Source organism: Pseudomonas sp. MM211, from assembly GCF_020386635.1.
GTDB lineage: Bacteria > Pseudomonadota > Gammaproteobacteria > Pseudomonadales > Pseudomonadaceae > Aquipseudomonas.
This window is the reverse complement of the sequence record NZ_CP081942.1, coordinates 666631-678899: the sequence shown is the minus strand read 5'-3', so window position 1 is coordinate 678899 and position 12269 is coordinate 666631. Positions and strand designations below refer to the sequence as shown.

The following is a 12269-nucleotide window of genomic DNA, read 5'->3' as shown; positions in this document are numbered from 1 at the left end:
TGATCGTTCCCACGCTCCGCGTGGTAACGCTTCACTGGACGCTCTGCGTCCGCTTCTGTGACGCAGAGCGTCACGGGCTGCATTCCCTCGCGGACGGTTCGACGCCTCGACGTGGGAACGATCAGCTTGGTGTGTTTGCCCCTTATTCGCCCCATACGTCTGCGAGGACGCGTACCCAGTTCTCGCCCATGACCTTGCGCACGGTGCGTTCGCTCATGCCGCGCTTGAGGAGGGTTTCGGTGAGGTTGGGGAATTCGCCTACGGTGCGGATGCCCAGCGGGTTGACGATCTTGCCGAAGCTGGTCAGACGGCGGGCGTAGCCCTTGTCGTGGGTCAGGTATTCGAAGAAGTCCTGGCCGTGGCCCTGGGTGAAGTCGGTGCCGATGCCGATGGCGTCTTCGCCGACGATGTTCATCACGTACTCGATGGCCTCGGCGTAGTCGTCGATGGTCGAATCGATGCCCTTGGCCAGGAAGGGCGCGAACATGGTCACGCCAACGAAGCCACCATGGTCGGCGATGAATTTCAGCTCGGCGTCGGACTTGTTGCGCGGGTGTTCTTTCAGGCCGGACGGCAGGCAGTGGGAATAGGTGACCGGCTTCTTGGATTCGAGGATGACTTCCTCGCTGGTCTTGCTGCCGACGTGGGACAAGTCGCACATCACCCCGACGCGGTTCATCTCGGCGACGATCTCGCGGCCGAAGCCGGACAGGCCGCCGTCGCGCTCGTAACAGCCGGTGCCGACCAGGTTCTGGGTGTTGTAGCACATCTGCACGATGCCCACGCCGAGCTGCTTGAAGATCTCCACGTAGCCGATCTGGTCTTCGAACGCATGGGCATTCTGGAAGCCGAACAGAATGCCGGTCTTGCCCAGCTCCTTGGCGCGGCGGATGTCGGCGGTGCTGCGCACCTGCATCACCAGGTCGCTGTTCTCGCGGATCAGTTTCTGGCTGGAGGCGATGGTGTCGATGGTTTCCTGAAAATCCTCCCAGACCGACACCGTGCAGTTGGCCATGGTCAGGCCGCCCTTGCGCATGTCTTCGAACAGTTCGCGGTTCCACTTGGCGATGATCAGACCGTCGATGACGATGCTGTCGGCGTGCAATTCGGCTGGGCTCATCAGGCTGCTCCCCTTGATTGGTGGCACCAGATTCGTTGCTGGCGCTTTGTGGGGAGCATATGCCTCGGCGCCCGATCGACCGGGTGCAAAAACGACTGGGGGATTGCCGAAAGCGTCAAGGCGAGGTCGTGAATGGATAAGCCTCTTTGGGCAGGCCTGTTCCAGGGCAGGGGATGACCGGCATGCAGCTACAAGGAGAAAGCAGCCGTTTGTTAAGTGCTTTTGTGGGAGAGGCTTTAGCCTCGATCTTGCCTAGCTAGGCGTAAAGAGCTCGTGGCTAAAGCGGATCGCCGCCCGGCCCCTCCCACGAGATCGCGACCGGCCGCTGATGATGGCTCCCACGCTCCAGCGTGGGAGCCCAATCCAGGGCGCTCTGCGCCCGCCAGGCCTCGACATCGGACGCAGAGCGTCCCTGCAGGCATTCCCACGCGGAGCGTGAGGAACGATCAGAAGCCCCTCCCGCGAGATCGCGAACGGCTGCTTTCGCCACTTTGCAGCCCGTAGGATGCTTGCGCCTTTTCACGGTCGCAGAGTGGGTGGGGCTGTTTCGTGTCGATCCTGCCGTGGGCTGACGGCGAAGCGGGTGCGGTAGCGGCGGGCGAAGTAGGATGCCGATTCGAAGCCGCAGGCCAGCGCCACTTCCAGCACGCTGAGGTCGCTCTGGCGCAACAGCTGACGTGCCTTGTCGAGCCGCAGGCCGAGGTAGAAGGTGATGGGCGTAGTGTCCAGATGCTGACGGAACAGCCGCTCCAGTTGCCGGGGGGTGATGCCCACCGTGTCGGCCAACTGCCTGGGAGAACGAGGTTCCTCGGTGCAGCGCTCCATCTCGGCGATCACCAGAGCCAGCTTCTTGTCGTGAATGCCATAGCGGCTGCTGACCTGCATGCGCTGGTGATCCAGCCGCGTGCGGATACGGCCGAGCACGAACTGCTCGGATACCTGAATCGACAGCGACTCGCCATGGTCGCGGCCGATCAGCCCGAGCATCAGGTCGAGGCTGCTGGTGCCGCCGGCACTGGTGATGCGCCGGCCATCGATTTCGAACAGCTCCTGGGTCGGCTGCAACTGTGGATAACGTTCCCGAAAGGCATCCAGCGCCTCCCAGTGCAGGGTGAAGCGCTGCCGTGCGTCCAGCAGCCCGGCCTCGGCCAGCACGAAGCTGCCGGTGTCGATGCCGCCCAGCACCCGGCACTCCCGGTCGGCGCGGCGCAAGCGGCTCGCCAGCTGCGGGTTGAAACCTGCCAGCGGATCGAAGCCGGCCACCACGAACAGGCTGGTGTCCGCCAGCTCCTCATCCAGGGCGCCGTCGACGTTGAGCGACATGCCGTTGCTGGCCGGTACGGCCTGGCCATCGTCGCTCAGCAGGCGCCAGCTGTAGTGCGGCGCGTGAAAGCGATTGGCGACCCGCAACGGCTCGATGGCGGACATCAGCCCCATCATCGAAAAGCCGGGCAGCAGGAAGAAACAGAAGTGGTGCGACATGGCGGAGCCCCCGCGTGTGGAATCCGCATCTAACGGCAGGAGCGCTCTCCGATCAAGTCGGTATGGTCTGGATTTGTGTCGATATAGTGCGAATCGCTTGCCGGGTATCTGCGTAAGGTGCATGCATCGGAATCACGCTTTTCCGGTCACGGTACTAAAAACCAGATCAAACCGTTGAGAGGAGCCTATCAATGAAAGCGCTTACCGCATTCGCAGCGTGCTGCACGCTTACCTTGTTGAGTACGCCCTTGCTGGCCGCCGACGAGGAGAGTTGCAAGACCGTTCGCCTTGGCGCCGTCGGCTGGACGGACGTAGTCGCCACCACCGCCGTAGCCAGCGAACTGCTGCAGGGCCTCGGTTATGAAACGACCCAGACCCAGGCGTCGCAGCAGATCATTTTCGCCGGTATCCAGAAGGGCCAGGTCGATGCCTTTCTCGGCTACTGGAAGCCGATCATGGACGACAACATCAAGCCCTTCCTCGACTCCGGCGCGGTGAAGGTGGCCGAGCAGCCCTCGTTGAACGACGCCGTGGCGGTACTCGCCGTGCCCAGTTACGCCGCCGAGCAGGGTCTCAAGACTCTGGCCGACATCCCGCGCTTCAAGAGCCAGCTGGACGGCAAGATCTACGGCATCGAGGCCGGCTCCGGCGCCAATATGGCGATCCAGAAAATGATTGACCAGAACCGCTTCGGTCTCGGTGAATTCAAGCTGGTGGAATCCAGTGAGGCCGGCATGCTCGCCGCCGTGGGCCGCGCCGTACGCAGCGAGAAGCCGGTGGTGTTCTTCGGCTGGAAGCCACACCCGATGAACCTGCAGATGCCGATCACCTACCTGAGCGGCACCGAAGGTGTGTTCGGCCCCAACGATGGCGCCGCCACGGTTTCCACCGTGACCTCGCCGGACTACGCCCAGCGCTGCCCCAACGCCAATCGCCTGCTGACCAGCCTGCGCTTCACCAGCGCGCAGGAGGCCGAGCTGATGCAGCCGATCATGGATCGCCAGGCACCGGACAAAGTGGCGCGTGAGTGGATTGCCGCCAACCCCGAGGCCGTCGCCGGCTGGCTGGAAGGCGTCACCACCCGTGACGGCAAGCCAGCCGCCGAAGCCCTGAACGCCACCCGCTAATCCCATCCCGTGTCGTTACCGTGCTTGCGCGGTGACGGCGTTCGCCCCGAAGAAGAGGAGATCGAACATGAATAATGAAGTCATCATCACCTGCGCGGTCACCGGCGCCGGCGATACCGTTGGCCGCCATCCGGCCATTCCGGTCACCCCGAAGCAGATCGCCGCTGCGGCCATCGAGGCCGCCAAGGCCGGTGCCACCGTCGCCCACTGCCACGTACGTGATCCGCAGACCGGCAAGCCGAGTCGCGACGTGGCGTTGTACCGCGAGCTGGTCGAGCGCATCCGCGAGAGCGACACCGACGTGATCATCAACCTCACTGCCGGCATGGGGGGCGACCTGGAGATCGGCCGGGGCGAACAGCCGCTGGAATTTGGCGCGGGTACTGATCTGGTCGGCCCACTGACCCGTCTGGCCCATATCGAGGAGCTGCTGCCGGAAATCTGCACCCTGGATTGCGGCACCCTGAATTTCGGTGACGGCGATTTCATCTACGTTTCCACCCCGGCGCAGCTGCGCGCTGGCGCCAAACGCATCACCGAGCTGGGGGTGAAGGCCGAGCTGGAAATTTTCGATACCGGTCATCTGTGGTTCGCCAAGCAAATGATCAAGGAAGGCTTGCTGGACGACCCGCTGATCCAGCTGTGCCTGGGGATTCCCTGGGGCGCACCGGCGGACACCACGACCATGAAGGCCATGGTCGACAACCTGCCTCCGGGCCTGACCTGGGCCGGCTTCGGCATCGGCCGCATGCAGATGCCCATGCTCGCCCAGGCCATGCTGCTCGGCGGCAACGTGCGCGTCGGCCTGGAAGACAACATCTGGCTGGACAAGGGCGTGCCGGCCAGCAACGGCTCGCTGGTCGAGCGTGCGACCGAGATCATCGAGCGTCTTGGCGGGCGGGTGCTGAGCCCCGCCGAAGGGCGCGAAAAGATGAACCTCAAGCGTCTCGGCTAACGCGGAACGCCGCCCGGCCCGTCCAACAGGTTTGCGCGGCTCTTGTGGGAGGGGCTTTAGCCGCGACAGCCGTAGCCCGGATGTGATCCGGGAGCATTCCCTAACGCCATTCCCCGGATTGCATCCGGACTACCGGAGTTCAACCATGACCTTCGTCACCGATATCAAGATTTTTGCTGCACTGGGCACCGGCGTGATTGGCGCCGGCTGGGTCGCCCGCGCCCTGGCTCACGGCCTCGACGTGCATGCCTGGGATCCGGCGCCGGGCGCCGAAGCAGCGCTGCGCACACGCATCGCCAACGCCTGGCCGGCCCTGCAGAAGCAGGGGCTGGCGCCAGGTGCTGCGCTGGATCGACTGAGCTTTTTCGATGACCTCGAGGCCTGTGTGGCCGATGCCGATTTCATTCAGGAGAGCGCACCCGAACGCCTCGACCTCAAGCTCGAACTGCACGCCCGCATCAGCGCCGCGGCGCGCCCCGATGTGATCATCGGCTCCAGCACCTCGGGCCTGCTGCCCAGCGAATTCTATGCCCAGGCGCGCTACCCGGAGCGCTGCGTGGTCGGCCATCCGTTCAACCCGGTGTACTTGCTGCCGCTGGTGGAGGTGGTCGGTGGCGAGCGCACCGCACCTGATGCCGTGCAGGCGGCAATCGCCATCTACAGCGCACTGGGCATGCGCCCGCTGCACGTGCGCAAGGAAGTGCCGGGTTTTATCGCCGACCGCCTACTCGAGGCGCTGTGGCGCGAGGCGCTGCACTTGGTCAACGATGGTGTGGCCACCACCGGTGAGATCGACGATGCGATCCGCTTCGGTGCCGGGCTGCGCTGGTCGTTCATGGGCACCTTCATGACCTACACCCTGGCGGGCGGCGACGCCGGTATGCGCCACTTCATGGCCCAGTTCGGGCCGGCGCTGAAGCTGCCCTGGACTTATCTGCAGGCACCGGAGCTGACCGAGGCGCTGATCGACGATGTGGTCGCCGGCACGGGCGAGCAGCAGGGCCAGCGCAGCATCGCCGAGCTGGAGCGTTATCGCGATGACTGCCTGCTGGCGGTACTCGATGCCGTGCGCCAGACCAAGGCGCGCCACGGTTTCACCTTCGAGGAATGAACATGCTGCCTGTTACCTACCGAACTGCGGTGCAGGCCGATTGGGTCGACTACAACGGCCACCTGCGCGATGCCTACTACCTGCTGATCTGCAGCTTCGCCACCGATGGGTTGATGGATTTTGTCGGCCTCGATGCGGCGGGCAGGGCGCGTACGGGGCATACGCTCTACACGCTGGAATGCCACCTCAATTTTCTCGCCGAGGTGAAGCTCGGCGTGGAGGTTCAGGTGCGCAGCCAACTGCTCGGTCATGATCGCAAGCGCCTGCACATCCATCACCTGATCGAGCGCTGCGCTGACGGGCAAACAGTGGCCGAAAGCGAGCAGATGCTGATGAACATCGACACCGCCAGCGGCCGCTCGGCGCCCTTCGATGAGCAGGTCGCCGGGCGCGTCGCCGAACTGGCCGAGTCGCAGCAAGGCATGCCGCGCTCCGCCTATGTCGGCCGGGTGATTGGGTTGCCGGTTAGATAGCGCTGCAAGACAGGCCTCAGCAGGGCGCTTGCGCCCTCGATCGCCCGCAAGCGGGCTCCTACCAAGCCTGCTGGGATTTACCCATGTAGGAGCCGGCTTGCCGGCGAGCATTCGCAAGCTCGACCAACCACCGGGGGTATTACGCTGAGCTACGGTTCGCCCGCTTGCCGATCGAATCGCGCATCAGTCAAGAATCAGCCGCGCATCACCCGCCAGGCCGGTGTGTTTTCGTTGGGGTTGTAGGTCAGTTCGCTCTTGTCGGTTTTTTCCACGCCGATGGCTTTCAACCAGGTTTCCAGGTCGCCGGTGCTGATCTTGCCGTCGCGTTTGTCGTTCTTGGCCAGGTTGTCGAGCTGGTCGAAGAAGCCCTGGTTGTCGAGCAGGAAGCGCGCAGCCTCTTTCTCGGCGTCGCTGCCATCGCCGTTGGCGATCTTCTCCAGGTCCTTCTTGCTGACGATGGCGTCCTTGCCGTTCCAGTCGTCCCAGCGATCACGGATGGTATCGATGACGCCCTGATGCTCGTCGAAGAAGGCGCGGTCGTACTGCTCTTCGTGGGCGCCGACCATTTTCAGCCAGGTATTGAGGTCGTTGGTGCTCACCTTATTATCATGGCCGCCTTTACCCCACTGGGTATCGAGTTGCGCCCAGAACTCACTGTTGTCGAGCAGGAATTGCGCGGCCGCCTTCTCTTCGTCGCTGCCGTCGCCGTTGGCGATCTTTTCCAGGTCCTTCTTGCTGACGATGGCGTCTTTGCCGTTCCAGTCATCCCAGCGCTCGCGGATGGTGTGCATGACCTCGCGATTGTCCTGGTAGAAGTCCCTGTCGAACTTGGCCAGGTGCAGGTCGTCATCCAGACGATTGATGGACGAGCCGCCCTCTTGCGGCGTGTCCTTGAAATTCTCCCATTCATCCTTCTGGTAGTCGTAGATGCTCTGTCCGGCGGGGGCGTCGCGGCCGTCGTATTCGTAAAAGCTGTAGCGCGCGTATTCGAGCTTGTCGCCCCAGTCTTCCTGGGTCATGCCGAGTTCGGCGAGATCCTTGAACCACTGGCCTTCCTTGTCGGTGGCTTTCTGTTTTTTCTCATGGTCGACGAAAATGCCAATGATGCCGGCAATCAGCCCAAGGCCCGCGGTGATCAGGAACAGCGGCCCGGTTGCGCCTGCCAGCGCGCCGATACTGGCGAACAGGCCGACGGTACCGATCACGCCAGCCGTTGTACCCGCTACGCCGCTAATGATCTGCAGCGCACCTGCCGCTTTGCCCATGTCGCTGTTGTTGGCAATGGCGTCCTTGATGGCGTAGCCGCCCATGACGATGTCCGCCACGCTGAGGATGTCCGGGGCCACGCCCAGTACTTTGGTCAGGGTGCCGCCAATCTTCGCCGCCAAGCCGGGTTTTATGGGCGGCACGTCCACCGCGCCGGTCGGGGTCAGCGCGTCGCGAATGGTCGCGCTATCGACGATGTTCGGCGTCGTGGGTGCGTTGCGGATCGAGTCGTTGACCTGCTCGATCGCGTCATCAACGATATCCGCGGCAGGCGGTGTGCGATTTTCCTGCTCGAACATCTCGTTGATGGACTCGCGATCCAACTCGAAATTGCCGGAGAAACCGTCGAATGGGTCGTTGCTCGCTGGCGTACTGCGGCCTGACTGCTGCTGACGTTCATCGAATACCCGGTCGAATGACTCACGACTCGGTGGCGTGATGTTGCGCTCTTCAAAATACTCCACGGCATCTTCGTAAATCGACGAAACGGCATCGTAGTAGGTCGTGCTGCCGGACGAGATCGAGGAGCTAACCGAGCGACTGGCAGCGTTTTCCAGGTGATCGGCAAATTCGCTGATCGAGGCATCATCCGGAACATTGCCCAGCCCGCTCGCGGTGCGCTGTTCGTTGATACTGTCGTTGATGGTCTCCTCGGTGATGTTGAGGTTCTGCTCCTGAGCAATCTCGTTGAGGCTGTTGTAGCGCGAGTAGTCTGCCGGTGGCGTTCCACCGGCGCGGGTAACGATGCTGTCGAGCAGTTGCCGGCTGCCAGCATCATCGAGGGAGCCAATGCCCGAGGCTTCGGCGGAAAGCCTGACTTGGTCAACGGCGTTACCGCCGCCACCACCGTTCAGCGAGCCCAGCTCAATGAGGCTGTTGGCGCGGTTTTCTACCGCATCGGGAATACCGGAGATGCCGCGTTCGCGTAGGAAGCCTTCGATCTTTTTACCGATCGTGCCGTTTTCTTTGCCCCAGATTTCCGGAAGGGTTTTGCTCAGTCCCAGCAATTCGGCAGTGTTGGTCTTGGTGAACAAGTCGAAGATCTTGGTCTTCTCGAACTGCGCCCCACCACTGAGGAAGGTGATGAAGTCCTTGGCGATGGCCAAGCGTTCCAGCGGTTCGTCGGACAGCTGGCCGTTCTTGGCCGAAAGCATGTAGATCGCTCCGCCCAGGGAGCCGAATGCGGAGAGAGTGCCGAGTACACCGTACTGGTTCAGCGTGCCGATGGCCCTGGTGAAATCATCCTTGCTGACTTCCGCCGGAATGTATTTGGTTTGTAGCTGCTGATCGAAATCAGCCTGGGTAATGGTGCCGTTGTTGAGCTGGTTACTGAGCTCGACGAAGTCGGCCATCTTGGTCTTGTCATTGAGCAGCTCGTTGTAGAACTTCTCGATACTGTCCTGTACGCGGCGCGGGATATCGGCGGACTTGAGAATGGTCTTGATCAGGCCGCCCAGATCCTTGTAGGCCATTTCCTTGTATTCGTCGGGAATCGCGCCAGGGTCGCCGACCAGGGTATCGATTTCGACCAGAATGCCGTTCTGCTTGAGCTCGGACTCAGCCTTGCGGGCGCGCTCCGGGTCGAGCAGCTCCAGGCTCGACGCAAGGCGGGCGACTTCCGCTTGGCCCTCGCTGTTCAGGCCCTGTTTCTTCATGTCGGCCAAGTATTTGACGAAGTCCAGGCTGGTCAGGGTGTCGTAAATTTCGTCTGCCAGCTTGGTCTTATCTTCGCCGCTGACCTTCTCGATGGCGCTGTCCAGCTCGGCCTGGAACTCTTTGCCGATCTTGTCCTTCTCGCCGTCGCCGCTGGTGAACATGTCGCTGAGCAGCTTATCCACCGAGTCGCCGTTGAGGATGTCCTGCATGTCCTCGGTACTCAGGGTTTCGCCATCGGTGTCGAACTTTCGCCAAGTGGTATCACCGCCACGTGGATCCTCGATGTAGGGCGTGATGCGGTGGCCGCTTTCCATCGACGCCTTGGCCTCGATGGCCTTGACCAGCTTGTAGATGTCGCTGTCTTTGCCGACCGTGCCGTCGTCGATGAGCTTCTTGTACTTGTCGAGCAGGTTCTTGGTGGCCAACTCGACCACCGTCATCTCTTCCTTGTCGTCCTTGTTGGCTTTCTCGCCGCTGCTCTGACCGAGCAGATCCAGCGTATCGAGATTGGGTAGGTCGTATTTGTCGCGCAGCGCCTGGATCGAGTCGCCGCCTTTGACGTGGTCGCTCCACATCCCCGCAACCCGGTCGTACATCTCCTTGTTTTCGTGCTGGGATACGACGTACTTCTTGCCGTCCTTGGTCTCGAACTGGATGACTCCATTGCCGAATTCATCTGGCCCGCCCCAAAGGGCAATATCATGCTCGGCCACGTAGGTGTCGGCACCCGCCACCTCACGACCATCGGCCGCGCGCTGTTCGAGGGTGTAGCGTGACAGGCCGATCTGCTGCACCGACGCGAACAGCTCGGGGGTCAGCGCCTTGGAGACGCTGACGTTTTCGCCGTCGGCGGTGATGTAGGTGATCACCTCGGCGTCTTCCAAATTGCCCTGCCAATTGAACTGGGTGTAGTCGCCCCAGTCCTGCACCTCGGTATTGCGGTCGGCGATGATGTGTTCTTCCCCCATTGCTGCGACGACCTGAGCCTTCTGCTCGGGGGATTGGTTGAGGGCGTGCAGGTTGACCAGGAATTTGTACAGCTCGGGGTTCACCGAGCGTTCGACCACCACGCCCTGACCGTTCAACTGGTAACGGATCTTGCCGTCCTTCGCCGCTTCGACCTGGGTTTTGTCCACTGGCGGCCACGTCTCATTGTCGGTGGCGATGCGGTCTTCCTTGGGCTTGGGGTTACCCTCGGCCTTCAGGCTCAGACGCATGATGCTGTCGAAACGCAGGCCGTCGCCGCCTGCCTGATCGTTGGGGCCTTTGCTCAGTGGTTTCACGCTCACGGTGGTTTCCTCGCGAAAATGGAAGCGCGTGGCCGGGCTGCTTCGCAGGGAAAGCCGCGTGTGTGCCTATGGCCGGGACTGCCTCGATTGTTTCGCTTACTGGCGTGAAATGCTGTGAAACATTCCGTTCATAAACCGAACGGGCAGGAAGAGGCCCTGGGGGGCATGGGTAGGTTAAAGGCGAAAGCAGCCGGTCGCGATCTCGTGGGAGGGGCTTTAGCCGCGAGCTCTTTGCTCTTCAATAGAGCTCGCGGCTAAAGCCACTCCTACAAAGAAGAAAGCTCTGCATCCACCGTCCGCTTCCGCCTTTTTGCAGCCCTTGTGTTTACTGCGCGTTGACGTCGCGCAGGTAGGGCGCCGGAGCCGCGCCGAGGTTGTTGAGCATGCGGCCGCTGTACCAGTCGATGAAGTTGACCACGCCGAACTCGTAGGTTTTCGAGTAGGGGCCGGGCTGGTAGGCGGTGGAGTTGATGCCGCGCTGGTTCTCTTCGGCCAGGCGGCGATCCTGGTCGTTGGTGGCGTCCCAGACTTCACGCAGGCGAGCAACGTCGTAGTCGACGCCTTCGACGGCATCTTTGTGCACCAGCCATTTGGTGGTGACCATGGTTTCCTGGGCGCTGATCGGCCACACGGTAAAGACGATGATGTGATCGCCCATGCAATGGTTCCACGAGTGCGGCAGGTGAAGGATGCGCATCGAGCCCAGATCAGGGTTCTGGATGCGCCCCATCAGCTTTTTGCTGCCCTGCTTGCCGTCCATGGTCATGGACACGGTGCCTTTGAGCAGCGGCATACGCACGATGCGGTTACGCAGGCCGAAGCCGGCATGCAGGTAGGGGATCTTCTCGGCCTCCCATTTGGCCGCGGATTCGGCGACGTGATCCTTGAATGACTGACTGGCACGCGGGTCGTTGGTGTCATCCCACTCCAGCAAGGTGTTGAGCAGCTCCGGGTGCGAGCCGTTGCAGTGGTAGCACTCGCGGTTGTTCTCCAGCACCAGCTTCCAGTTGGCCTTCTCGTACAGGTTGGTCTGCACCGCCACCTTGGTGTTTTCCATGTCGTATGGCTCCATGTAATGAGCCAGGGTGGCGAGGAATTCGTCGATCGCCGGCGGGTTCTCGGCCAGGGAAATGAAGATGTAGCCGCCAGCGGTTTTGCAGTTCACCGGTTTGAGGCCGAATTGCTTCATGTCGAAGTCGGCACCCATTTCGGTACCAGCGAACAGCAAGCGGCCGTCCAGCTCGTACGTCCACTGATGGTAGGGGCAGACCAGTTTGGCCACCTTGCCCTTGTCACTGGTGCACAGGCGCGAGCCGCGATGCCGGCAGACGTTGTGAAAGGCATGCACGACGCCATCGGCGCCGCGGATGACGAGAACCGGGTTGTTGCCGATCTGCAGGGTCAGGTAATTGCCCTTGCTAGGGATCTCGCAGGTCATGCCGGCGATCAGCCATTCCTTGTGGAAGATCTCCTGCATGTCGAGCTGAAACACGCGCTCGTCGTTGTAGAACGGCTGCGGCAGGGAAAAGGTGCGCTCGCGGTTCTGCAGCATGTCGGCGGCTGCGGCGCGGGCCGGTTCCAGCGGGTCGCCAAGGCTCAGTGTGGAGGTGACGGTCATCGGAGAACTCCTCGTGGCGAGCGCGCTGCGCTGGCCGTGAAAGTGGCTATTGCGGTGGTACGCAAGGTGGCGCATCGCACCCCTGATCGCCTGCCGATTGGCGCTTTGCAGAGAGGTTGCGGCTGGCGCTCTTATCCTGTTCGGCTGGGGGCGAGTGTGGAGCCGGGCGCAA

At 62.2% G+C, this 12269-nt stretch carries 8 protein-coding genes; 4 read left to right on the top strand and 4 right to left on the bottom strand.

Annotated elements, in window-relative coordinates; genetic code table 11:
* Positions 1-142 precede the first annotated feature (142 nt).
* Together K5Q02_RS03000 and K5Q02_RS02995 are read right to left on the bottom strand one after the other, a co-directional pair.
* Entirely contained in the window at positions 143-1120 is a 978-nt protein-coding gene (locus tag K5Q02_RS03000; protein ID WP_225836240.1) for a dipeptidase, read from the bottom strand.
* Between the two features lie 519 nt (positions 1121-1639).
* Positions 1640-2602: a GlxA family transcriptional regulator gene (locus K5Q02_RS02995; protein WP_225836238.1), complete on the bottom strand. Its 963-nt coding sequence runs from the start codon at positions 2600-2602 to the stop codon at positions 1640-1642.
* A gap of 191 nt (positions 2603-2793) precedes the next feature.
* Here K5Q02_RS02995 and choX point away from each other — a divergent pair, with 191 nt between their 5' ends.
* From choX to K5Q02_RS02975, 4 genes are all read left to right on the top strand, one after another.
* Complete coding sequence (gene choX / locus K5Q02_RS02990) at positions 2794-3729, top strand: choline ABC transporter substrate-binding protein (RefSeq protein WP_225836236.1); 936 nt, start codon at positions 2794-2796, stop codon at positions 3727-3729.
* Positions 3730-3796: 67 nt separating this feature from the next.
* Positions 3797-4684, top strand: coding sequence for a 3-keto-5-aminohexanoate cleavage protein (locus K5Q02_RS02985; RefSeq protein ID WP_225836233.1), 888 nt, complete (start codon positions 3797-3799; stop codon positions 4682-4684).
* Positions 4685-4829: 145 nt separating this feature from the next.
* Positions 4830-5795 (top strand): L-carnitine dehydrogenase, encoded by a 966-nt coding sequence (locus tag K5Q02_RS02980; protein WP_225836231.1) that lies wholly within the window; start codon positions 4830-4832, stop codon positions 5793-5795.
* Between the two features lie 2 nt (positions 5796-5797).
* Positions 5798-6268, top strand: coding sequence for a thioesterase family protein (locus tag K5Q02_RS02975; RefSeq protein ID WP_225836228.1), 471 nt, complete (start codon positions 5798-5800; stop codon positions 6266-6268).
* Positions 6269-6462: 194 nt separating this feature from the next.
* Here the strand turns inward: K5Q02_RS02975 and K5Q02_RS02970 are convergent, their stop codons facing one another.
* Both K5Q02_RS02970 and gbcA read right to left on the bottom strand, forming a co-directional pair.
* Positions 6463-10479, bottom strand: coding sequence for a hypothetical protein (locus K5Q02_RS02970; protein ID WP_225836217.1), 4017 nt, complete (start codon positions 10477-10479; stop codon positions 6463-6465).
* A 325-nt stretch (positions 10480-10804) separates the two neighbouring features.
* The gene (gbcA, locus tag K5Q02_RS02965) at positions 10805-12097 is read right to left on the bottom strand and encodes a glycine-betaine demethylase subunit GbcA (protein WP_225836215.1); all 1293 of its coding nucleotides are present in this window, start codon (positions 12095-12097) and stop codon (positions 10805-10807) included.
* Between the last annotated feature and the right edge of the window lie 172 nt (positions 12098-12269).

Bases quoted from the DNA above. Each gene is read 5' to 3' on its own strand.
- K5Q02_RS03000 (WP_225836240.1), bottom strand. From the start codon at position 1,120: ATGAGCCCAGCCGAATTGCACGCCGACAGCATCGTCATCGACGGTCTG.
- K5Q02_RS02995 (WP_225836238.1), bottom strand. From the start codon at position 2,602: ATGTCGCACCACTTCTGTTTCTTCCTGCTGCCCGGCTTTTCGATGATG.
- choX (WP_225836236.1), top strand. From the start codon at position 2,794: ATGAAAGCGCTTACCGCATTCGCAGCGTGCTGCACGCTTACCTTGTTG.
- K5Q02_RS02985 (WP_225836233.1), top strand. From the start codon at position 3,797: ATGAATAATGAAGTCATCATCACCTGCGCGGTCACCGGCGCCGGCGAT.
- K5Q02_RS02980 (WP_225836231.1), top strand. From the start codon at position 4,830: ATGACCTTCGTCACCGATATCAAGATTTTTGCTGCACTGGGCACCGGC.
- K5Q02_RS02975 (WP_225836228.1), top strand. From the start codon at position 5,798: ATGCTGCCTGTTACCTACCGAACTGCGGTGCAGGCCGATTGGGTCGAC.
- gbcA (WP_225836215.1), bottom strand. From the start codon at position 12,097: ATGACCGTCACCTCCACACTGAGCCTTGGCGACCCGCTGGAACCGGCC.